This window comes from Zhouia amylolytica (genome assembly GCF_900116365.1).
Lineage (GTDB): Bacteria > Bacteroidota > Bacteroidia > Flavobacteriales > Flavobacteriaceae > Zhouia > Zhouia amylolytica.
Genome location: NZ_FPAG01000003.1, coordinates 100,673 through 123,687 on the forward strand (window position 1 = coordinate 100,673; position 23,015 = coordinate 123,687).

The following is a 23,015-nucleotide window of genomic DNA, read 5'->3' on the forward strand; positions in this document are numbered from 1 at the left end:
ATGCCAACAACAGAGAAGCACATATTAAATAGGTTATATGTTATAGCAGGGCTCATTTTTGTCTTTGCTGTTGCGGTTGTTGTAAAGTTGGTTTCGATTCAAACTGTCGATGGGGATAAGTATCGTGAACTAGCCAGTGAACGAACGGTAAAGAATTTTACCATTGAGCCTAATCGAGGGAATTTGTATTCTGATGACGGTAGTTTGTTGGCGACCTCGGTAGCTAAATATGATATAAGGTTTGATGCGCTGGCTCCAAATTCTGAAAATTTCGAGAAACACATTAAGCCGTTGTCCGATTCTATGTCTGTTATGTTTGGTAAAAGTTCGAGTTATTACCAGAATTTATTCAGAAAAGCGAGGGCTACCAAGAACAGGTACATGTTATTATCAAGAAACCTTGGGTATACAGATTACATAAGAGTAAAAAGTTTTCCATTATTTAATCTGGGGCCTTATAAGGGAGGTATTATAGTTGAGCAAGAAACAAAAAGAGAATATCCGTTAGGTAAAATAGCTAAACGAAGTATTGGTTATGACCGTTTGTCTAATCCAGTTGGGCTTGAGGGTGCTTTCAATCAATACCTCGAAGGTAAAGAAGGGCACCGTCTTAAGCAAAAGATAGCCAAAGGGCAGTGGAAACCAATTACTGATTATAATGAAGTGGAACCGCAGGATGGTTATGATGTGGTTTCTACCATTGATGTGAATATACAAGATATAGCCCATCACGCTTTATTGGCGCAATTGGAAAAATATAAGGCCGATCACGGGTGTGTGGTGGTGATGGATGTTGAAAGTGGTGAGGTGAAGGCTATTTCAAATTTAGGCCGTACCGAAAATGGAAAGTATTATGAAAAGCTAAATTATGCTGTCGGAGAATCACATGAGCCAGGTTCAACATTCAAATTGATGTCAGTAATTGCTGCTTTGGAAGATAAAGTGGTAGATACAAATTATGTCGTGGATACGGAAAAAGGAATACTAACCTTTTACAATCGATATAAAGTAAGAGATTCGAAATGGGGAGGGTACGGAAAGATTAGTCTTTCAGAGGCCTTTGAGCGTTCTTCTAACACGGGAATTGTTAAGGTTATTGATAAGTTTTATGGGGATGATCCTAAGCGTTTTGTAAATCGTCTTTATAATATGAGGCTTAATGAGCCTTTAGGTTTGGCAATTAAGGGGGAAGGAGAACCGTTTATTCCGCATCCAAATGATAAGGAACGATGGAGTGGTATAGCCTTACCATGGATGGCTTATGGTTATGGGGTTCAAATGACACCTTTGCAAATTTTAACTTTTTATAATGCAATCGCTAACAATGGAGTGATGGTAAAGCCGCGTTTGATCAAGGAAGTTAAGGAGTGGAATCGCACGGTGATGAAGTTTGATAAAGAGGTGATCAATTCTTCTATATGTTCTCAGGAAACTATCGACAAGGTGAAGGCTTTATTGAAAAACGTGGTCGAGAAGGATCATGGAACAGGTCATAAGTTATACTCACCAAACTTTTCTATGGCGGGAAAAACGGGTACGGCTCAAAAGAATTATGCAGCAAAGGATCGTCAGAAACTGCAGTACATTTCAAGTTTTGCTGGTTTCTTCCCGGCTGATAGCCCAAAATACTCTTGTATTGTAGTAATTCATGAGCCTGATAAAAGTGTTGGTATATACGGAGCGGATGTATCCGGGCCTGTGTTTAAAAGAGTAGCTCAGAAGATTTATACGGATTCGCCAGTAATTGATACGGTAAAGGATTTAGAGAAACCCAATCCTTCGGTGGAGGAAAAGTACCGTGCTTATTATTCGAAAGTACAGAATCATAGCAATATTATTCCTGATGTTGAGGGCATGAGCGGTATGGATGCGGTTTCAATACTTGAAAACCTAGGAGTTAAAGTGAAGGTGGTAGGGAACGGTAAAGTAAGAAAACAATCCGTTAAGAGCGGATCGAAAATAAATAAAGGACAAACTATAGTATTGCAACTTTCATGATGCAGTTAAAAGACATATTGTATAAAGTAAACTTGAATGCGGTTACTGGTAATACTACTGTAGCCATTAATCAGGTGCATTTTGATTCCCGAAAGGTGTCTCTTAACGATGTGTTTGTGGCCGTAAAAGGAACTGTCGTTGATGGGCATGATTATATAGAACAGGCTACCAATAATGGGGCTATTGCTATAGTGTGTGAAAAACTGCCAAAAAGCATAGTTAACGGAGTCACCTATATTGAGGTAGATGATGCACAAAGTGCACTGGCGTTAATTGCTGCTAATTTTTATGGTAATCCTTCACACGATTTAAAATTAGTTGGAATTACCGGCACCAATGGTAAGACAACGATATCAACCTTGTTATATCAGTTGTTTAAGAAAGCCGGTTATAAGGTGGGCTTGCTTTCTACGGTTAAGATTTTAGTCGATAATAAGGAGTTTAAAGCGACGCATACTACACCAGATTCATTGACCATCAATAGCTATTTAAAAATGATGGCTGATGCCGGAGTTGAGTTTTGTTTTATGGAAGTTAGTTCCCATGGGATTCATCAGAAAAGAACAGAGGGGCTTGAGTTTGCCGGTGGTGTGTTTACCAACTTGTCACATGATCATTTGGATTATCACAGTTCATTTGCGGAATACAGGGATGTTAAAAAGACATTTTTTGATCAGTTGTCTAAATCAGCATTCGCTATAACGAATGTAGATGATAAGAACGGACTGGTAATGTTGCAAAATACAAAGGCTGAAAAGTTCACCTATGCCCTTAAAAATTATGCGGATTATAAAGCTCAGATTTTAGAGAATCAGTTCGATGGATTGTTGTTGAAAATTGAGGGTAATGAAGTGTGGACAAAATTAATAGGAAACTTTAATGCCTATAATCTATTGGCGATTTACGCAACGGCCAGGCAATTAGGTCTTGAGCAAATAGATGTTTTGCGTTACCTGAGCGAGCTGGAAAGTGTTAGCGGAAGGTTCCAATATGTTGTATCTCCTTCAAAAATAACAGCTATTGTTGATTATGCTCATACCCCGGATGCCTTGAAAAATGTATTGGAAACCATCAATAGTATACGAACCAAGAATGAAGAATTAATTACGGTTGTTGGTTGTGGCGGTGATAGAGATAAAACCAAGCGTCCGGTGATGGCGAATATTGCGTCAACCCTCAGTAGTAAGGTGATTTTTACTTCAGATAATCCTCGTACGGAAGATCCTGTACTTATTATTGAGGATATGGAAAAGGGAGTTTCTCCAGAGAATTATAAAAAGACAATGTCAATTACAGATAGGAAACAAGCTATAAAAACAGCATGTCAACTGGCCAATTCGAAAGATATTATTCTAATAGCAGGAAAAGGGCATGAAACCTATCAAGAGGTAAACGGAAAGCGAACGGATTTCGACGATTTTAAAATTGTAAAAGAACTATTAAACCAATTAAATAAATAACATAAATGCTTTATTACCTGTTTCAATTCTTAGAAGATAATTACCAGATACCTGGGGCTGGACTATTTCAGTTTATAACCTTCAGGGCAGCCATGGCGGTTATCTTGTCATTATTGATATCAACAATATATGGTAAGCGCATTATCAACTATTTAAGAAGAAAGCAAGTTGGGGAAACCGTTAGAGAGCTTGGTTTAGAAGGTCAGACAGAGAAGGCTGGGACACCAACAATGGGTGGTGTTATCATTATTTTGGCAACCTTAATACCGGTGTTATTATTCGCAGCTTTAGATAATATATATATCATTTTACTCATTGTTGCCACAGTTTGGATGGGTGCAATTGGTTTTGTGGATGATTACATTAAAATCTTTAAAAAAGATAAGGAAGGGTTAAAAGGCCGGTTTAAGATTCTGGGTCAGATAGGCTTGGGTATTATAGTAGGGGTTACCCTGTATTTTCATCCCGATGTAACCATTAAGGAGAAGTTAAAAGATATGCAGCCAACGCGACCTGAGTTTGTGGTTCAGGAAGACCAGCAGCATTTCTTCAAAGAGGAAGAGAAGTCTACAAAAACTACGATTCCTATGTTTAAGAATAATGAGTTTGACTATTCTGAATTGATTGCCTGGGCAGGAGATAATTATAAGAGTTATGCATGGATCATTTTTATTCCGTTGGTGATCTTAATTGTAACTGCAGTGTCAAACGGGGCAAACCTTACCGATGGAATTGATGGTTTGGCAGCGGGTTCATCGGCAATAATAGTACTCACCTTAGGGATATTTGCCTGGGTTTCTGGTAATATAATATTCTCAGATTATCTGAATATTATGTACATCCCCAGGGCAGGAGAAATTACGGTCTTTATAGCTGCCTTTGTTGGTGGGCTTGTAGGATTCTTGTGGTATAATGCCTATCCAGCTCAAGTTTTTATGGGTGACACAGGTAGTTTAACCATTGGAGGAATCATTGCTGTTATAGCCATTGCCATTAGAAAAGAGTTATTGATACCGATTTTATGTGGGATTTTTTTAGCGGAAAATCTTTCGGTGGTCTTGCAGGTTAGTTATTTCAAGTTTACCAAAAAGAAATATGGAGAGGGAAGAAGGATTTTTCTAATGTCTCCTTTGCATCATCATTATCAAAAGAAGGGGTATCATGAGAGTAAGATAGTGACCAGATTTTGGATTGTTGGAATTGTATTGGCGATCGTTACCATTGTAACGTTAAAGGTGAGATAGTATGAAGCGATTGGTTGTTTTAGGAGGAGGTGAAAGTGGTGTTGGAACAGCCATCCTGGGTGTAAAAGAAAATTATGAAGTTTTTGTTTCTGATAGCGGAAACATCAAAGAGAAATATAAAAACGTTCTTAGAAATCTTGAGATAGACTGGGAAGAAGGTCAGCATACAGAAAGTAAGATTTTAAATGCTGATTTGGTAATGAAGAGTCCGGGTATTCCTGATCATGTCCCACTGGTTAAGAAGTTGAAACAAAAAGGGATTTCTGTAATCTCAGAAATTGAATTTGCATCAGCATACACCAGGGGAGTGGTGGTTGCTATTACAGGTAGCAACGGTAAGACAACAACCACCGAACTCACGTATCACGTGCTTCATAATGGTGGGTTAGATGTAATAAAAGCCGGGAATATAGGTGATAGCTTTGCTCAGATCGTGGCAGAAAATGATCATAAACATTACGTGTTGGAAGTGAGTAGTTTTCAGCTCGATGGAATTAGCGATTTTAAGCCACACATTGCTGTAATTACCAATATTACTCCAGACCATTTAGATCGATATGATTATCAGTTCGAAAATTACATTGCCTCAAAATTTAGAATAGCAATGAATCAGACGGAAGATGATTATCTGATTTACGATGCAGACGATGAGGTAATCATAGGGTGGTTAGAGAAACATCCGGTAAAATCAAGATTGTTGCCATTTTCACTTGAGAAAGAATTCGAAAATGGCGCTTATATAAAGAATAACGAATTAGTAGTAACAATAGATAATAACCTATTTAGTATGTCAACAGATACTTTAGCCCTAGAAGGTAAACATAATGTAAAGAATACCATGGCAGCATCAGCTGTAGCACAATTGTTAAAAATAAGAAAGACGACCATAAGAGAGAGTATGCAAAACTTTCAGGGGGTTGAACATCGATTGGAAAAGGTTTTAAAAATAGGAAACGTTCAGTATATCAATGATTCCAAGGCTACTAATGTGAACTCTACATTTTATGCATTAGATAGTGTAAAGTCACCGGTGGTTTGGATTGTTGGAGGACAGGATAAAGGAAATGATTATACCCCATTAATGCCTTTGGTTCGTGAAAAAGTAAAGGCCATTGTGTGTTTAGGGGTTGATAATACTAAAATCAAGGATTTCTTTGGGAATGTTGTAGAGGTTATGGTGGAAACCACTGCTATGGAAGAAGCTGTAAAGATTGCAAATAAGATATCGGAGCAGGGCGATGCTGTTCTATTGTCTCCTGCTTGTGCGAGTTTTGACTTATTTGAAAGCTACGAAGACAGAGGAAGACAATTTAAAGAAGCCGTAAGAAAACTATAGAAGAGATTTATACGTACAAAATAAGGAAGTGTATTTATGCAGCAATTGTTTAAAAATATAAAAGGTGATAAAGCTATATGGGCAGTAGTATGCCTATTAGCGTTATTTTCTTTCTTGCCAATTTATAGTGCAAGTACCAACCTGGTTTACGTTGTGGGTAATGGTACCACTATAGGGCATTTGATTAAGCATGCTGCTTTGTTGTTTATCGGGTTGTTTATAATCTACGGTGTTCATAAAATTCCTTACAGGTATTTTAGGGCTTTGTCGATTATTGCTATGCCGGTAGTGATTTTGTTGTTACTGATTACCCTTGCCCAGGGAACTACTATAGGAGGGGCAAATGCCAGTAGATGGATTCGAATTCCGTTCGTAGGTATTAGTTTTCAGACATCTACATTAGCTGCCCTTGTGTTGCTAATTCATGTGGCTCGATACCTTACCAAAATAAAAGATAAAAAAGTTGCTTTTAAGGAGACATTATTGCCTTTATGGTTGCCGGTATTTGTTGTTTTAAGCTTAATTTTGCCGGCCAATTTTTCGACCACTGCTATCATTTTCGGAATGGTGATGTTGTTGTGTTTTATAGGAGGTTATCCATTAAAGTATTTGATGAGTATTATTGGTGCAGGCATAGTGTGTCTGGCATTGTTTGTTTTAACAGCAAAGGCTTTTCCCGGATTATTTCCTAATCGTGTTGACACCTGGATTAGTCGTGTGGAGAGTTTTATGGATGATGCGGATACCGAGTCTGATTATCAAATTGAAAAAGCTAAAATAGCCATTGCTACAGGAGGTGTTGTTGGATTAGGAGCAGGAAAAAGTGTTATGAAAAACTTTTTGCCTCAAAGTACATCCGACTTTATTTATGCCATCATTGTCGAAGAGTATGGATTGGTCGGGGCATTGACTTTAGTGTTTTTGTATTTGCTCTTGTTGTTTAGGATTGTGGTTGTGGCCCATAAGGCTGAAGATGTTTTTGGAAAATTGTTGGTTTTAGCCGTCGGCCTGCCAATTATATTTCAGGCGTTTATTAACATGGCAGTAGCGGTTGAGTTATTTCCTGTTACCGGGCAAACGCTTCCGCTGATCAGTAGTGGGGGTACATCAATTTGGATGACCTGTCTGGCTATAGGTGTCATTTTAAGTGTAAGTGCGAAGAGAGAAGAAGAAGTTGTTGAAGCAAGTGCGAAAGCAACTCAAAAAAATAAAGTAGAAGAAAACCCATTAGAAGTATTAAGTGAGCAATTATAAATTCATATTATCCGGAGGAGGAACAGGAGGACATATTTATCCTGCCATTGCCATTGCTAACGAACTAAAAAGTCGTTATCCCAATGCAGAATTTCTGTTTGTTGGTGCAAAAGATAAAATGGAAATGGAAAAAGTTCCTCAGGCTGGTTATAAAATTAAGGGCTTGTGGATATCAGGGCTTCAGCGAAAATTGACTTTTAAAAACCTGATGTTTCCAATCAAGTTAATCAATAGTATGATTGAGGCCAGAAAAATAGTCAGGACTTTTAAGCCGGATATGGCTATTGGAACCGGAGGGTTTGCCAGCGGTCCTTTGCTTAAGGTGGCATCTTCAGAAGGGGTGAAATGTGTTATTCAAGAGCAGAATTCCTATCCGGGAATTACAAATAAATTGTTAGCTCCGAAAGTGGAGAAGGTGTTTGTGGCATATGATGACCTTGATCGATTTTTTCCTAAAGATAAAATTGTAAAAACAGGAAACCCGGTAAGGCAAGACCTTTTGGGTGTTGATGATAATAAAGAAGCCGGATTAAAGTTGTTTGATCTGGATGCACATAAAAAGACCTTGTTGGTTTTAGGTGGAAGTTTAGGAGCTCGAAGAATCAATCAGTTGATAGAGCGAGAACTGGAATTCTTCAAAGCTCATGATATTCAGGTTATTTGGCAATGCGGAAGGTTTTATTATGAAGAATACAAGCATTATGAGAGTGAAAGTGTAAAGGTGTTGGCTTTTTTAAATGAAATGGATAAGGCCTATGGTGCAGCCGATGTTATCATATCGAGAGCAGGGGCAAGTTCTGTTTCTGAACTATGTATTGTAGGGAAGCCGGTCATTTTTATTCCTTCTCCCAATGTGGCTGAAGATCATCAAACAAAGAATGCAAAATCGGTAGCTGATAAAGGAGGGGCGTTACTTATCAATGAGAAGGATTTAGATAACGAATTTCAACAGGGGTTTAAGGCACTGATTACGTCTAAGGATCGAATGGAGGAGTTAGGGGTGAATATAAAGAAATTGGCTTTGCCAGATGCTACAAAGCATATAGTAGACGAGATTGAAATTATTTTGAATAAAAATTAATAGCTCTTTTTAGGGAGAAATGAATATAAATAATATACATAACATCTATTTTCTGGGTATCGGAGGTATCGGTATGTCTGGGTTGGCTCGTTATTTCAAAGTTTTAGGGAAAAACGTGGCAGGTTACGACAAAACACCGAGTAAGATAACTGATGGTCTCAGAGAGGTTGGTATAGCTGTTTATTTTGAAGATGAACTAAGTAAAATTCCTGAGGCATTCAAAGAGGTTGAAAATACTTTGGTGGTGTATACACCCGCAGTTCCAAAGGACAATGTACAATATCAGTTTTTTGAAGCATCGGGTATAGCTATAAAAAAGAGAGCAGAAGTGTTAGGGATTATCACTAAGGATACATTTTGTTATGCAGTGGCAGGCACGCATGGTAAGACTACGACCTCTGCAATATTGGCTCATATTTTGAAAGAATCAGGTCAGGATATAACGGCTTTTTTAGGAGGTGTCTCGGAAAATTTCAATAGTAATTTTATAATTGACGGTACAGATGTAAGCGTTGTTGAAGCTGATGAATTTGACCGATCGTTTTTGAGTCTCTCTCCCGACGTAGCCTGCATTACCTCAATCGATGCAGATCATTTGGATATATATGGCGAGGCTGCTGAATTGGAAAGGACTTTTAAGGAGTTTACAACAAAATTAAAGCCGGGAGGTAAGCTTATTGTAAGGAATGGATTGTCATTGCAAGGACTTACCTATGGTATAGAAGACGAATCAGATTATTGTATACGAAATATAAGAATTCAAAACGCGACCTACTGTTTTGATATGGTGACTCCTAAGGGAGAATTTTTTGATGTAAAGTTTAACAAGCCAGGACAACACAACTTGTTGAACGCATTGGCAGCTTTCGCGATGGCGGTCGAATCTGGTAACCCCACCAGCCGCCTCGTTGAAGCGCTAAGTACTTTTAAAGGTGTTGAAAGAAGGTTTTCATATCAGATTAAGAGCGAGAACCTGGTTTATGTTGATGACTATGCGCATCATCCTACAGAAATTGAGGCTGTATTTCAGGCCGTAAAGGAAATGTATCCAAATGAAGAGACTTTGGTCATTTTTCAGCCTCATTTATTCAGTAGGACTAAAGATTTTGCAGATGATTTTGGAAGGGTGCTTTCGAAATTCAGTGAAGTCGCATTATTGGATATTTATCCAGCCAGAGAAAAGCCAATCGATGGAGTGACATCAGACTGGTTGCTTGGGAAAATAGCTAATAAAAACAAAAAGAAAATTACAAAAGAAGAAATTATAGGTACCGTAAAAGCTTCTAAAGCAAAGGTTGTTTTAACGCTGGGAGCTGGCGATATAGGGCAAGAAGTGGCAAATTTAAAAGCTGCATTATTAGTATGAAAGTAAAGTGGATACATATCAAATTACCACTGCTGCTATTATTGGTGGTGTTTCTGTTCAGTTTTACTGCCAATCGAAATGCTGCCAGAAAAATGTCTGGAGTAGAAATAGAATTTGCCGATTCCAATCAGCTTTTCATAACCTATGAAATGGTTAATAAGTTGTTAATACAAAATCAGGCAGACACTTCGGGTGTACGAAAAGATGAACTAGATTTGAATATATTGGAGCAAGCCCTAATCTCCAATGACATGATTCAAAACGCTCATGTATATCTTACTGTGAACGGGCAACTTGGTGCTAAAGTTAAGCAACGAAAACCAATTGCTCGCGTAAATACCACTGTGCCCTTTTATATCGATTCAGAAGGAAAACCGATGCCATTATCCGGCGTGTTTTCGGCAAGAGTTCCGATTATAACAGGCGATGTTAATAAAAATGATTTAGACGAAACCTTTGAGTTGAGCGAATATATACAGAATGATACATTTTTAAAGAAGCATGTTGTAGGTATTCATAAAACAGGAAAGAGTTTTGAATTGGAACTGAGGGTAGATGAATTTGTGGTAAAGTTAGGAGACTTAGAGAATTTGGATAAAAAGTTTTTCAATTTCAAGGCGTTTTATCAGAAAGCAATAAAAGACAAATCATTGTCAGAGTATGAGGCAGTGAATTTGAAGTTTAATAATCAGGTAGTGTGCACCAAAAAGTAGGATATGGAAGTTACTAGATACGCTGTAGGACTGGATATAGGGACCACTAAGATAGTTGCCATGGTTGGACGATTAAACGACTATGGTAAGGTAGAGATATTGGGTATAGGAAGATCTAAAAGCTTGGGAGTACACAGAGGTGTAGTGAATAATATAACGCAGACCATTCAGTCTATACAACAAGCCGTACATGAGGCAGAAAGTGCCTCCGGGGTTAAGATTGGTGAAGTGGTTGTGGGTATTGCAGGGCAGCATATAAGAAGTTTACAACACAGTGATTATATCACCAGGGCTGATGCAGAAGAGGTTATCAAAGATGAGGATTTAGACAGACTGTGTAACCAGGTTTATAAGCTGGTAATGTTGCCGGGAGAAGAGATTATTCATGTGCTTCCTCAAGAATACAAGGTTGACGGACAGAGTGAGATAAAGGAGCCGATCGGAATGTATGGAGGCAGGCTGGAAGCTAATTTCCATGTCGTTGTAGGTCAGGTATCTTCGATTCGGAATATTGGAAGATGTGTGAAGAATGCCGGTTTAGAGCTGGGAGGAATAACTCTTGAGCCAATGGCTTCGGCTGATGCTGTATTGAGTCAGGAAGAAAAAGAAGCCGGGGTAGCCTTGATCGATATTGGTGGAGGTACGACCGATTTGGCCATTTTTAAAGATGGCATTATTCGTCATACAGCAGTAATACCTTTTGGTGGTAATGTAATCACTGAAGATATAAAGGAAGGTTGTTCGATCATAGAGAAACAGGCGGAGTTACTTAAAATAAAGTTTGGTTCTGCATGGCCGGGAGAGAATAAGGACAATGAAATCGTTTCCATTCCTGGCTTAAGAGGCAGAGAGCCAAAAGAGATCACTCTAAAGAACCTTTCAAAAATAATTCATGCCCGTGTAGTTGAAATCGTAGAGCAGATTTATGCTGAGATAAAGAGCTATGGTCATGAAGAACAGAAGAAGAAATTAATAGCCGGTATAGTTTTAACCGGAGGAGGAAGCCAATTAAAGCATTTGAAGCAATTGGTGGAATATATAACAGGAATGGATACCCGAATCGGATATCCAAACGAACACTTAGCTGGTGATTCAGATGCCGAAGTCGCAAGTCCGGTATATGCAACTGCTGTTGGTTTAGTTATGAATGCATTAAAACAACAGCAAAGAAGAATTATACCTGAGGCAGCTCCGGAAGTTAAGGAAGTACTATCTGAAACGCCAGAAGAAGAAAACAACAAACAAACCGAACCAAGCGAACCGCAAGTTTCGACCCCTTCGAGTCCTAAGAAGTCATTTTTAGAGAAGTGGTCAGAAAAGTTAAAAGATTTTTTAGACAACGCAGAGTAAACAAACCAGTAAAAGAGTATTATGAGCAACAATAAAGATTTTGGAAACATTTCATTCGATTTGCCAAAAAATCAGAGCAACGTTATAAAAGTGATCGGTGTTGGTGGTGGTGGAAGCAACGCAATTAATTACATGTTCCAGCAAGGGATTAATGGGGTTGATTTCGTGGTGTGTAATACCGATTCACAGGCCCTGGAAAACAGTTCAGTCCCTAATAGAATTCAATTAGGAGTCTCTTTAACTGAAGGCTTGGGAGCTGGTGCGAATCCTGAAATTGGAGAACAAGCGGCTATTGAAAGCCTTGAAGATATTAAGACCATGTTGGATAAGAATACCAAAATGGTTTTTATTACTGCCGGAATGGGTGGTGGAACGGGTACTGGAGCAGCTCCAATCATTGCTAAAATGGCAAAGGATATGGATGTGCTTACCGTAGGAATTGTGACTATTCCTTTTCAGTTTGAAGGAAAGATGCGTAATGAACAGGCTCATAGAGGTGTAGAGAATTTACGTGCGAGTGTTGATTCACTTATTGTGATCAATAATAACAAACTGAGAGAGGTATATGGAAACCTCGGTTTCAAAGCTGGTTTCTCAAAGGCAGATGAAGTCTTGGCAACTGCTGCCCGAGGTATAGCCGAGGTAATTACTCATCACTATACACAAAATATTGACTTACGTGATGCTAAAACCGTGTTGGCTAATAGTGGATCTGCGATCATGGGATCAGCTACCGCAGTCGGAGGTAACCGTGCTCAGGATGCCATCATGAATGCGCTGGACTCTCCATTATTAAATGATAATAAGATTACAGGAGCAAAGAATGTATTGTTGCTTATTGTTTCTGGTTCTGAAGAGATTACTCTTGATGAAATAGGAGAGATCAATGATCATATTCAGGCTGAAGCTGGAAACAGTGCAAATATTATTATGGGTGTCGGTGAAGATGATGCATTGGGTGATTCAATCTCTGTTACTGTTATTGCCACTGGTTTTAATGCAGAACAACAACATGAGATTGTAAATGTGGAAGCCAAGAAAATTATTCACACCTTGGAAGATGAGCAAAAGGCTGAGCAAAACCTTTCTGCAAAGTCAACAATGGCATCTGTACCGAAACTTCCTTTAAACGAAGAGCCTAAGAGCGAAGTCCCAAAAGAAAAGAAGGTGGTTCGTCACACTTTAGTCGATGAGGAAGCCGAAATGGAGTTAATACCGACGTCAGAACTCATTAAAAATATTGATGTTTCATACGAAGAGGTAAAGGCAGAAGAGGAGGACTTTGTAATTATCGATACTACAGCTAAAATAAGAGATATTGAGGTTATAGATCCTGAAGTTTTAAAAGTTGAAGATGAAAAACAGCAAACAACGTTGTTGTTTGATATGCCGGTAGAGGAAGAAGAGGTAAGTTCAACGCAAGAGAATGTGGTTACCTTTAATTTGGATGACGAGATTTCGGATGATGTCAGAGATTATGAGGTGAAGGATTACGTAGAGGTAGTTCCTGTAACCGAACATTCAGAAAATGGTGAAAAGCGTTATAGTCTGGATGATTACATGCAGATGGAGGACAAGTTAAACAAGGCAAAACCTCAAAATGAAAAAGCCGTAGTAAAAGAAGAAGAACTGATTATTGAGAAAAAGGTTGTTGTTAACAAGGAGGTAAAAGAGCAACCGGTGGAAGATAAACCGGCCACCAATGTCGATCCTTTTAACAGTCCGATTGAGGAAACTTTGAAAAAACGTGTTGAGGAGCGCAAGAAGAAACTAAAAGATTTTAATTATAAGTTTCACCATAATAATTCTAAGATTGAAGAGATCGAGAAAGAACCTGCGTATAAGCGTATGGGTGTTGAGTTAGAAGATAAGCAACACGAAGATCCTTCCCGTATGTCAATCGGTGTAGATAGTAATGATGAAACTCAGTTAAGGTCTAATAATTCATTTTTACATGATAATGTAGATTAAAGAATAACACAACCCGTAGTCTATATTGATTAATAGCATATTCATACTTAGCCTACGTTTTGTTAAATTACCCGGAACCATAGTCAATGGTTTCGGGTTATTTTTTTATATTCGCATACCTTTTTTAAATGGGATACTGTTATGAGTTTACAAAGTAACATAATGACTGAGATGAAGGCTGCCATGAAAGCGAAAGATCAGGTAGCTTTAGAAGCTTTAAGAGCTGTTAAATCTGCTTTATTATTAGCCAAGACAGAAGCAGGAGCGGGGGATGAATTATCGGAAGATGAGGAGATAAAGCTTTTACAGAAATTAGTAAAACAACGTAAGGACAGTGCTGCTATTTTTATTGAGCAGGGCAGAGAAGATCTTGCTGAACCTGAATTAGCGCAAGCCGCTGTCATAGAGAAGTTTTTACCAGAGCAATTATCAACCGACGAAATTGCTAAGATTGTTGACGATATTATTGCTAAAACCGGAGCTGAAGGCATGAAAGACATGGGGAAAGTAATGGGAATGGCGTCAAAAGAAATGGCTGGTAAAGCTGATGGAAAGGCAATTTCAACGATAGTTAAACAAAAATTAGCCTAATAAAAGAATTAGAATCCTGTAAACACAGGAATTCTTGGCCCCGTAGTTCAACTGGATAGAATATCAGATTTCGGCTCTGAGGGTTGGGGGTTCGAATCCTCCCGGGGTCACTACAAGCAACAGGTCCGGTAACGCAAGTTACCGGATTTTTTATTTCCGGATAAATCCAAACGAAGTTTGGAGATTTAGCAGGAAATGAAAAAGGTAAAGCGCCAGCTTTGCCGACCTGTTATTTGCAAAGGGGAGCGTTATGAGGATCACGGAGTAATCCGAATTGATGCCGTGTGAATAATCGATATCAATTATAATTACCTTGTTTGATCAAACCTCCTGAAACAAAACGTACTAAAATATATTGATTTAGACCTGCTCATACTTTATCCATACTTTAACCATGCCTCAACCATACTTAAACTATGGGCTATCTGAGGGGTAAATAGGAGGTTTTTAGGTGTCGAGTCGCAATAGAATAACTCTTTTATATCATTTTGCACCCATTTGTACGCAGCGGCAAAAAGTTGCAAAAACGGCTAGAAAGGACCTTTGTTCTCGAAGTTCTTGGGAGAAATCAGAAGTGCAATCAGAGTATTTATAACATTTAGATTTATAAGGTAAATCACTACTAATCAAGTTTAAATTTTCTAAAATCACTTACTTCGCTCCACTCTCACTTTTATAGATTTGCTAATATGCTGTCTACTCCTCGGATCAAATTCGTCATGTGGTATTAAAACATTGGTTTCGGGATAATAGGCGCCAATATTTCCTTTGGGTATTTTATAAGGAACCACCAAAAACTGTTTAGCAATCCTTGTTTTACCATGGTAGGTACTGTAAATATTTATAATGTCTTGTGCCTTAAGGTTCTTTTCAAGCATGTCTTCCTGATTCATGAAAACCACACGGCGTTCATTGTAAATGCCCCGATAACGATCGTTTAAACCGTAAATAGTGGTATTGAATTGATCGTGAGCCCGGAAGGTCATCAGTAATAGTTCGTCTTTTTCTAATCGATGTTCCGACAAAGTGTTTATCGTGAGTTTGGCCTTTCCCTGTGGTAACATACTGAAATCACGAATACGTGCATTATTGGGCAGGTAGTATCCAAATCCTTTAGAACGTTCACTTGTATTTTCAAAGCCCTTTACAGTTTTATCAATAGCATCACGTATGAGGTTATAATCCTGTCCCATGGCCTTCCAATTCACGGCATGATTACCATCAAAATAGGTGTGCGCTATGGAAGCGATAATTTCCGGTTCACTTTTTATAGCCCCCGAAGCAGGCTTCAGTAGGCCTCTGCTTTGTCGGACCTTTCCGGTGCTGCTTTCCATAGTAAGGAATTGGAGTTGACCATTCTGATAGTCTTTTTCAGACCTTCCATAGGTAGGTAAGATTAATGCTGTCTGGCCGGTAATCAAATGACTTCTGTTTAATTTAGTGCTTATTTGTACCGTCAGTTGGCAATTTTGAATGGCCTGTGCGGTATATTCCGTGTCGGCGGCAGCCATGGCGAAGTTACCTCCCAAACACATAAAAACCTTTGCTTCTTTACGATGCATGGCGCTGATGGCAGCGGCTACATCATAGCCTTTTGTTGTTGGTGGGGCGAACCCCAGATGCTTTTGAATCCGCTGATTAAATTCTTTATTAACAAAGCCCATGATGCCGACACTGCGGTCTCCCTGAACATTACTATGTCCCCGAACCGGAAAAGTACCTGCTGAAGGTTTTCCGATAGCACCTTTGAGGAGAAGGAGGTTGACGAACTCCTGTATGGTTTCCACTCCATTTTTGTGCTGGGTAAGACCCATCGCCCAGCAAACTATAATTTTTGATTTTGAAGCCAGGAGGGCTACGGTTTTATCTATATCGTTTTCTGAAACTCCTGTACGAGCAAGTAGTTCTGAGGAGTCGTATTTGTTCAGGTCCTCCATAAGTTCCTGATAACCGTTTGTGTATTGCTCGATAAATTCCAGATCAAATACATTACCTTTCAGTGTTTCAATGGCCACTAGTTTTTTTAGAATCAGTTTTACCAGGGCGATATCTTCATTGACTTTAACCGGGAGGTGGATATCCGCAATGGGAGTTCCGCTTCCCAACATGTCACTAATGTTTTGAGGGTTTTTAAAGTTTACCAAGCCTAATTCTTCTAACGGATTAATACTTATAACTGATCCTCCGTTATTTTTACATTTTTCAAGAGCGGCTAACATTCTCGGATGGTTGGTGCCCGGGTTTTGTCCGACTGTTAAAACGACTTCTGCTTCGTGCAGATCTTCGAGGGTTGTCGATCCTTTACCGATACCCAGGGTATTGGAAAGTGCAACTCCTGAAGCTTCGTGGCACATATTAGAGCAGTCAGGCATATTATTAGTCCCAAAAGCGCGGGCGAACATTCCATAAAGAAAAGCTGCTTCGTTGCTCGAGCGACCGGAGGTATAAAAAATGGCTTCATCCGGATTGTTTAATTCATGCAGTTCTTTTGCTATGATTTCATAGGCATTTTCCCAGCTTATGCTTTCGTAATACAAAGAATCAGGGCGAAGTAGTAAAGGTTCTGTAATACGGCCTAATTTATTGAGTTCAAAATCTGTTAGTTGAGATAATTCTTCAACCGAGTGGGATGCGAAAAAATCGGCATTTATGTGTTGTGTGGTGGCTTCATCCGCTAATGCTTTTGCGCCATTTTCGCAATATTCAGCTACTTTCGAAGGTTTTAATGGTACTGGCCAGGCACAACTCGGACAGCGAAAACCATCTTCCTGGTTCATTTTCATTAGGGCCTTAGTGGCACGAATAATACCCATCTCCTTAAAAGTGTGATTTAATGCTTCTTTAACTCCTAAAAATCCAGCGGAAGAACTAAGAGGTTCTTTGATTTGTATGCCTGAAAATTTGATTTTTCCTGTATAAGAAATATTTCTTTTAACCCCATTTTTCATGACCTTGATAAGTTTCTTTGTTGCTTTTAAATTTTTAAACATGCCGAAATAAGTGCATGATTTAGTAGGTGAATTGTTTTACTTAACACCTTAAATTACCACTTTTTTAGATAACAATATAAAAATTGCGATCTCTTATCCTGGTACGCTTTGATTATGATGTAGGGGTAGTTTGGTGAATACACCCCATAACGATGCCTCAAGGTTTATTTTTCCAGAAGGATTTCATCTCCCCGATAGGTGTGGTTTTTATCTCTGTACAATAAAGAATGTTTGTTTTCTGAGGGGCCAAAAGTTGTTACGTCAGCTTCCTTCAGTGGCTTTCCGTAAGCGAAAATTTGGTCTTTATCCTTTGCGTATATTTTGTTTTCAAAAACTTCAAAGGTGTTAGTGTCAGCTGACTCCATAAGAGTTCCATAGTAAAAAACGTGGTTTTTGTCTTTGGTATATGGATGTTCGATAATTTCAAATGTACCTGCATCCGCCTTGTCAATAAGAACACCATCGTACACCACCTTCGAGTCAAATATCAGATATTGATCCATTAAAATTCTCAAGTCCTTAAGGCTTTGATATGGGATAGTGCTAAGGGAATCGGTGATTTTCTGATTTTGATATTCCTGAAAGTCATAAACAGCATTTTTATCAGCTATATATCTGTCATTGATGATAATAGTTGAAGCAGGATCTGCCGAGGTAATCGATGAGAGTTGATAGCTTTTTAGTGCATATACACTGTCTTTGTCCTTAACAAAATTGCTGTTAAGGATGGTAAAAGTTGGATAATCTACTGCTACCGGCTTGTGATTGTAGAAATAATGTGCATTATCTTTTGCCCAATTGTGATCTATCCGAGTGAATGTTTTTGGATCGGCATCGGTTATTTTCCACAGATGTTTATTTTCTTGATTCGCATCTCTGAAAGCAATGGATGAATAACTGAAGGCAACATAAACATTGTTTTTGTCAAAGCACAAGTAATCGTCATCGCTTACCCGGAAGGAGGCTGTATCCACTTCGTTATCAATGATGTGGTACTTAAAATATAAATGATTTTTGTCCTTGCCAAAATCCCGGCCAATAACGCTGAAGCTGTTAACATCGGCATTCAGTTTAGTGTTGCCCAATTCGAACCAATTTCCCATCGGACTATAACAGATATCCTTTTTCGTCTTTGAATAGTAATAAGAGTCGGAAACAGGTTTGTCAACGGGGCCGGAGAAAGGACTGCAAGCTTGCGCCAGAATTGAAATGCAAAATAGCCATAACTGTGCAAGAGGTGTATGTTGGGAGCGTGTAAACTTTTTAATTGCAAAATTCAAAATAAGAATGAATGCAGTTAATGATAAATACGGGTGGTTTGTTATGAAAGTCATATCGCAAATATAATAAGTAATCTTAATCTTACGTATATGCTAGATTAAATCTTAAGAAGGTGTTTGATTAAAATTATTTAATGCCGAGGTATGTCTTGTTATTATAGTTTGGGGATTAGGCTGTTGAATTAATAAAAACGTTAAATAAATGTCAAAATGATATTTTGGTTACACCCTTTTTAGCATTTATATTGTTCTATAGGTATTAAAAACATTAAAACTTATGAGAACATTTACCTTAGGATTATTCATGCTATTCATTGTGTTTAGTATTCCTGTTCAATCCCAGGATGTTGTTCCGTTTGATACTTCGATACGTAAAGGAGTGTTGTCTAACGGAATGCATTATTATATTAAGCATAATGAAGAGCCAAAAGAGCGGGCCTCTTTTTATTTTGCACAGAATGTAGGATCGGTATTGGAGAAAGAGACGCAACGTGGATTAGCGCATTTTTTAGAGCATATGGCTTTTAATGGAACGGAACATTATCCGGAAAAAACCATGCTTGAATATTTAGAGAAGAATGGTATAAAATTCGGATCTGAAATTAATGCATTTACTTCATTTGATAAAACCGTTTATAATATAAGCAAGGTACCAGTAACCAACCCCAGGCTCATCGATTCTACATTATTGGTTTTGCATGATTGGTCTGGAAATTTGTCGTTGACTGATGAAGAAATAGATGCTGAAAGAGGTGTTATTAATGAAGAGTGGAGAACCAGAAACACACCAGGTTTTAGAGTTTCTGAGCGCATCTGGACCGAGGCCGTTCTGGCTGGGTCGGTATATAGCAAGAGAATGCCGATAGGATTAATGTCGGTTGTAAATAATTTTGAGTATGATGAATTGAGAGATTATTACAAGCGATGGTATCGACCAGATCAGCAAGCGGTTATTGTTGTAGGAGATATCGATGTGGATGAAATGGAAGCCAGGATAAAGACATTATTTTCTACCATTCCACTTAAAAAGAACTTGCCGGTACGACCTGAATTTGATATTGAATTTGATGGTGGAACAAAATTTATGACCTCTACTGATAAGGAAATAGGCACTGTTGGGATTCAGTTTTACGTTCGAAATAAAGCTAAAGACCTGAAGGAGTTTGAGTATGTCGATAACGGAATTAAAAAAAGTCTTGTATCATATATATTGAATAACAGGTATAGAGAAATGACGGTTAAACCTGAATGTCCTGCATTAAGTGCAGGTTATTCATATTCGAATTTCGTAAGACCTTTAGATATTCTAGGCTTGAGTATACAGCCAAAAACCGGAAAGGAGCTCGAAAGTTTTGAATTCGCACTCACAGAATTGTTAAGGTTTGTAAAGTTTGGAGCAACGGAGAGCGAATTGGAAAGAGCTAAAAAATCTATAAAGAACAGCCAGTTATCGAGATTAAAAAATAAGGATAAAATTAGTAGTGATTCTTATGCTAATAGTATTTACAGCTATTTCTTCAGCAAAGATCCAATGCCGGATATTGATTGGAGTGTTAATTATTTGGTGGAACGGTTAGCGACTATTTCTAATGAAGATCTTATTAATCATGTGGCTTCTCAATATAAAAAGGAAGATCTTGTTATAGCGGTTACCGGTCCGGAAGATAAAGAATACCCGACCAGAGAAGCCTTTCTTGAAGTTTATGATAAGGTGCATAAGTCTGATTTAAGTCCTTTTGAGGATACAACTTCAGATGAACCTTTAATAGCAGAAGATTTAAAAGAACAAGCGGTTGTAAAAACTGAAAAGCTTTCAGGAATTGATGCTAATATGTACACCCTTTCAAATGGGGCGAAGGTGGTAATTTATCCTACCACTTATGATAAAGATGTCATTTACATTAAAGGGTATAGTCCAGGAGGAACGTCGTTGTTAGATAAGGAAATGCTTCCTTCTTCTAACGCAGTAACCTACGTGGCTTCTCAATCCGGATTAGGAAACTTCAATAAAATAGATTTAGGTAAGAAATTGGCAGGTACCAATACATCTCTGGGCATGGGCTTGGGTGAATTGTCAGAATCGGTATCCGGACGTAGTACCAAATCAGATATTGAAGTGTTATTTAAGAAGTTGTATTTAAGTTTTGAAGCACCTCGGTTTGAGCAAGAAGCTTTTGTTCTGGCGATGGAAAGATTTAAAAAAGGGATTGAGCAAAAGAAAAAGAATAAGAAGAGTACTTTGCAGGATTCAATTTCTTTGGCATTATCAAACCACAATGAGAGAACATTGATTTTCGATGAAGAACTTTTAACTGAAATTAACTTCAATAAAATACAGGAGATATATAAGGACCGATTTAATGGTGTCGATGATTTTACCTTTGTTTTTGTTGGTGATATAGATGAAGCTCATGTTTTAAAACTAGCACAAAAATATATCGGTAATATTAAAGCTTCGGGAGCAAAAGAATCTTATGTAGATCATGAATATAATCCTGCAAAAGGAAAAACCACTGTTAGAGTGAAGGAAGATATGGAGACTCCACAAACCACAGTAAGGGTTATTTTTAACGGAGAACTTTCTTATAATCTTAAAAATGGATTGGTCGTGAATATGGTAGGTGAATTATTAAAGAAAAGCTGTCATGAAGTCATTAGAGAAGAAGAGGGAGGCAGTTATGGAGTTGGAGCCTCGGGAAGTTTAACAGATATTCCGGATGAAAGGTATACCGTAAGTGTAGGTTTTGATTGTAACCCTGATAAGACTGATCAGTTAATAGCAGTCGTTTACGATGAATTAGAAAAAATGACTACTGCTGTGAATTTGGACGACCTGAATGAGGTTAAAAAGTCTTTCATCAAATCAAGAACAGAGGCGGTTAATAATAATGGATACTGGATGAATGTGATCACTTCTAATGTCTTTTATGGAAGAAAAGTATATTCACTTGATGAATATATTGCTTTGGTCAATGCTATAACCGAAAAGGATATTAAGAAGGCGGCTGGAACCATTGTTAAAAAATCTGATATTGTGGAAGGGGTATTGGTGCCTAAAAATTAAATCTTAAAAAATGAAAAAGTATATATTTCTATTGCTTGTATTTATTGGGCTGGGGGCTCAGGCTCAAATACATGAACCGGTAAAATGGTCTGCATCGATCGAAAAAATAAGTAATACTGAAGCCTATTTAGTTGCTACAGCAACTATTGAAAAAGGGTGGCATTTATATTCACAGGATGTACCTGATGGTGGACCGGTTGCAACAAGCTTTGAGTTTGATACTTCATCAAAGAAATTTAAGTTAATTGGTGAGACCGAAGAAGGAGAGGGTCATGTTGTAGATGATAAGATCTTCGAAATGAAGATTAAATACTTTGATAACAAAGCTGTTTTCAAACAAAAAATTAAGTTTCCCCCGAACCTTAAAATTAAAATCACCGGAGGGGTGGCGTTTATGGTATGTGATGATGCTAATTGTTTACCACCAACTACTGAAGAATTAGAGTTTAGTTTATAGTTTTTTTGATTAGTTAATGAGGCCCGGATGTATTCCGGGCTTTTTTTATGAGTGCAATTTATTTAAATTAAAGTGTTGTTATGAGAATAATACAGTCGTTTGTATTTGTTTAGGTGGTGTTGGTGGGTGATGGGGTGGATTTTATATAAATAATTGTTGAATTTTAACATTTCAGCCTCGGTTTTACAAAAAGATAATTTATATTTAACGCCGTTTTAAAAAATTAGTAATCAAAGCGTTAAACAATCATTAAGCCCAAGACGGAACATATTAAGATTACTGCCGGTTCTTATAAAGAAATATTTTACAGCTTCTATCCGAGGTTGCTTTCATTTTGTGAGAAGTATGTAAAAGACACTTATGCTGCTGAAGAAATAGTAGAAGAGTGTATGCTTTATTTATGGGAACGCAAAAGTGATATGAATAAGATTGACGATTTAAAATCTTATTTATATACCATGGTGAAGCACAAGTCTTATGCTTATTTAAAGCAAACCCAAAAAGTCGTGTCTTTGGATGCTTATAAAGATGATGCTTTGAGTCAGGAAGATGCTTATATTATAGAAGAAGAAGTGCATGCGATTTTAATATCAGCACTTGAAAAGCTGCCGGAAAGATGTAGAAAAGTATTTGAGTTATCTTGTTTGGAAGGGTTGAAATATAAGGATATCGCAGAAGACATGGATATTTCTGTCAATACTGTAAAATCCCAACGCGCCAGAGCTATTGAATTATTAAAAATACAATTAAAAGACCACCCAATTCTCTTAGGATATTTGGCTTTTTTGTTAAAAAATCAAATTTTTTAAGATTTCTTTCCACCCACTTTACATGTTTTTTACTCATAGAGTTAAATGATG

The 23,015-nt window shown here is 37.9% G+C and carries 16 protein-coding genes and 1 tRNA gene; 15 read left to right on the forward strand and 2 right to left on the reverse strand.

The genetic code is table 11. From position 1 onward, the window contains the following. The 12 genes from BM361_RS05495 (at position 1) to BM361_RS05550 (ending at position 14,474) form a co-directional block, all read left to right on the forward strand. Entirely contained in the window at positions 1-1,998 is a 1,998-nt protein-coding gene (locus BM361_RS05495; protein WP_074977503.1) for a penicillin-binding protein, read from the forward strand. Beyond that, entirely contained in the window at positions 1,995-3,458 is a 1,464-nt protein-coding gene (locus BM361_RS05500) for a UDP-N-acetylmuramoyl-L-alanyl-D-glutamate--2,6-diaminopimelate ligase (protein ID WP_074977504.1), read from the forward strand. The genes BM361_RS05495 and BM361_RS05500 overlap by 4 nt, the downstream gene beginning before the upstream one ends. 5 nt (positions 3,459-3,463) lie before the next feature. Further along, the gene (mraY, locus tag BM361_RS05505) at positions 3,464-4,702 is read left to right on the forward strand and encodes a phospho-N-acetylmuramoyl-pentapeptide-transferase (RefSeq protein ID WP_074977506.1); all 1,239 of its coding nucleotides are present in this window, start codon (positions 3,464-3,466) and stop codon (positions 4,700-4,702) included. A gap of 1 nt (position 4,703) precedes the next feature. Continuing rightward, complete coding sequence (murD, locus tag BM361_RS05510; RefSeq protein ID WP_074977508.1) at positions 4,704-6,038, forward strand: UDP-N-acetylmuramoyl-L-alanine--D-glutamate ligase; 1,335 nt, start codon at positions 4,704-4,706, stop codon at positions 6,036-6,038. A 36-nt stretch (positions 6,039-6,074) separates the two neighbouring features. Next, entirely contained in the window at positions 6,075-7,292 is a 1,218-nt protein-coding gene (locus BM361_RS05515; protein WP_074977510.1) for an FtsW/RodA/SpoVE family cell cycle protein, read from the forward strand. Continuing rightward, entirely contained in the window at positions 7,279-8,373 is a 1,095-nt protein-coding gene (gene murG, locus BM361_RS05520) for an undecaprenyldiphospho-muramoylpentapeptide beta-N-acetylglucosaminyltransferase (protein WP_038266332.1), read from the forward strand. Before BM361_RS05515 ends, murG begins: the two co-directional genes overlap by 14 nt. Positions 8,374-8,392: 19 nt before the next feature. Beyond that, positions 8,393-9,739: a UDP-N-acetylmuramate--L-alanine ligase gene (murC, locus tag BM361_RS05525; RefSeq protein WP_074977512.1), complete on the forward strand. Its 1,347-nt coding sequence runs from the start codon at positions 8,393-8,395 to the stop codon at positions 9,737-9,739. Further along, positions 9,736-10,452: a cell division protein FtsQ/DivIB gene (locus tag BM361_RS05530; RefSeq protein WP_074977514.1), complete on the forward strand. Its 717-nt coding sequence runs from the start codon at positions 9,736-9,738 to the stop codon at positions 10,450-10,452. The genes murC and BM361_RS05530 overlap by 4 nt, the downstream gene beginning before the upstream one ends. 3 nt (positions 10,453-10,455) lie before the next feature. Then, positions 10,456-11,802, forward strand: a complete 1,347-nt coding sequence (ftsA, locus tag BM361_RS05535) for a cell division protein FtsA (protein ID WP_074977516.1) — start codon at positions 10,456-10,458, stop codon at positions 11,800-11,802. Between the two features lie 21 nt (positions 11,803-11,823). After that, a complete protein-coding gene (gene ftsZ / locus BM361_RS05540; protein ID WP_074977518.1) occupies positions 11,824-13,773 on the forward strand; it encodes a cell division protein FtsZ in 1,950 nt (649 codons plus the stop codon). Positions 13,774-13,914: 141 nt separating this feature from the next. Then, positions 13,915-14,364, forward strand: a complete 450-nt coding sequence (locus tag BM361_RS05545; RefSeq protein ID WP_038266321.1) for a GatB/YqeY domain-containing protein — start codon at positions 13,915-13,917, stop codon at positions 14,362-14,364. A 36-nt stretch (positions 14,365-14,400) separates the two neighbouring features. Further along, positions 14,401-14,474 (forward strand) — tRNA-Arg (locus BM361_RS05550). 537 nt (positions 14,475-15,011) lie between these two features. Here the strand turns inward: BM361_RS05550 and BM361_RS05555 are convergent. After that, the gene (locus BM361_RS05555; RefSeq protein WP_074977827.1) at positions 15,012-17,312 is read right to left on the reverse strand and encodes an FdhF/YdeP family oxidoreductase; all 2,301 of its coding nucleotides are present in this window, start codon (positions 17,310-17,312) and stop codon (positions 15,012-15,014) included. 206 nt (positions 17,313-17,518) lie between these two features. Further along, positions 17,519-18,688 (reverse strand): DKNYY domain-containing protein, encoded by a 1,170-nt coding sequence (locus BM361_RS05560; protein WP_083425858.1) that lies wholly within the window; start codon positions 18,686-18,688, stop codon positions 17,519-17,521. A gap of 223 nt (positions 18,689-18,911) precedes the next feature. On the opposite strand from BM361_RS05560, the gene BM361_RS05570 reads away from it, so the two are divergent. From BM361_RS05570 to BM361_RS05580, 3 genes are all read left to right on the forward strand, one after another. Beyond that, a complete protein-coding gene (locus tag BM361_RS05570; protein ID WP_074977522.1) occupies positions 18,912-21,698 on the forward strand; it encodes a M16 family metallopeptidase in 2,787 nt (928 codons plus the stop codon). Between the two features lie 10 nt (positions 21,699-21,708). After that, positions 21,709-22,155 (forward strand): protein-disulfide reductase DsbD domain-containing protein, encoded by a 447-nt coding sequence (locus tag BM361_RS05575; RefSeq protein ID WP_038266311.1) that lies wholly within the window; start codon positions 21,709-21,711, stop codon positions 22,153-22,155. Positions 22,156-22,454: 299 nt separating this feature from the next. Beyond that, positions 22,455-22,964 (forward strand): RNA polymerase sigma-70 factor, encoded by a 510-nt coding sequence (locus BM361_RS05580; protein ID WP_255083397.1) that lies wholly within the window; start codon positions 22,455-22,457, stop codon positions 22,962-22,964. Positions 22,965-23,015: the final 51 nt, after the last annotated feature.

Coding starts and splice junctions, on each gene's coding strand:
- ftsA (WP_074977516.1), top strand. CDS start 10,456: ATGGAAGTTACTAGATACGCTGTAGGACTGGATATAGGGACCACTAAG.
- ftsZ (WP_074977518.1), top strand. CDS start 11,824: ATGAGCAACAATAAAGATTTTGGAAACATTTCATTCGATTTGCCAAAA.
- BM361_RS05575 (WP_038266311.1), top strand. CDS start 21,709: ATGAAAAAGTATATATTTCTATTGCTTGTATTTATTGGGCTGGGGGCT.
- BM361_RS05570 (WP_074977522.1), top strand. CDS start 18,912: ATGAGAACATTTACCTTAGGATTATTCATGCTATTCATTGTGTTTAGT.
- BM361_RS05515 (WP_074977510.1), top strand. CDS start 6,075: ATGCAGCAATTGTTTAAAAATATAAAAGGTGATAAAGCTATATGGGCA.
- BM361_RS05530 (WP_074977514.1), top strand. CDS start 9,736: ATGAAAGTAAAGTGGATACATATCAAATTACCACTGCTGCTATTATTG.
- BM361_RS05495 (WP_074977503.1), top strand. CDS start 1: ATGCCAACAACAGAGAAGCACATATTAAATAGGTTATATGTTATAGCA.
- murC (WP_074977512.1), top strand. CDS start 8,393: ATGAATATAAATAATATACATAACATCTATTTTCTGGGTATCGGAGGT.
- BM361_RS05560 (WP_083425858.1), bottom strand. CDS start 18,688: ATGACTTTCATAACAAACCACCCGTATTTATCATTAACTGCATTCATT.
- BM361_RS05500 (WP_074977504.1), top strand. CDS start 1,995: ATGATGCAGTTAAAAGACATATTGTATAAAGTAAACTTGAATGCGGTT.
- BM361_RS05555 (WP_074977827.1), bottom strand. CDS start 17,312: ATGAAAAATGGGGTTAAAAGAAATATTTCTTATACAGGAAAAATCAAA.
- mraY (WP_074977506.1), top strand. CDS start 3,464: ATGCTTTATTACCTGTTTCAATTCTTAGAAGATAATTACCAGATACCT.
- BM361_RS05545 (WP_038266321.1), top strand. CDS start 13,915: ATGAGTTTACAAAGTAACATAATGACTGAGATGAAGGCTGCCATGAAA.
- murD (WP_074977508.1), top strand. CDS start 4,704: ATGAAGCGATTGGTTGTTTTAGGAGGAGGTGAAAGTGGTGTTGGAACA.